The 293-nt window shown below is 42.0% G+C and carries 1 pseudogene; it reads right to left on the reverse strand.

Annotated features, from left to right (window positions below):
• Window positions 1-10: 10 nt before the first annotated feature.
• Window positions 11-293, reverse strand: a pseudogene (locus ACFINC_RS11260) (hypothetical protein); the annotation flags it as partial.

The raw sequence follows: 293 nt of genomic DNA on the forward strand, positions 1-293 counted from the left end.
AAATATTTTTTTACCTCCAATCCATTTCACAAATCCACGCCGCCACTTCTTCCCGGTTAGAGAAAAACAAAACTCCATCGCTTCCTGCAGAATCGTTTGGCTTTACCACATAGCCACTGAGGCTTTCAAAATCATCGAGAGCACAATCACCTTTTGTAAGAATTTTTGATCGAATATAGGATAAACCATTTTCACAAAGGCGCCTTTGCATTGCAGCCTTTTTTCGCCGCCAATCGGTGGTCAAGGGGTTATTTCCGGCACAATCATAATAAGCAGCCAATTGTTCTGCACAA

It is taken from the genome of Bartonella sp. AP58NXGY (genome assembly GCF_042195785.1).
Taxonomy (GTDB): domain Bacteria; phylum Pseudomonadota; class Alphaproteobacteria; order Rhizobiales; family Rhizobiaceae; genus Bartonella.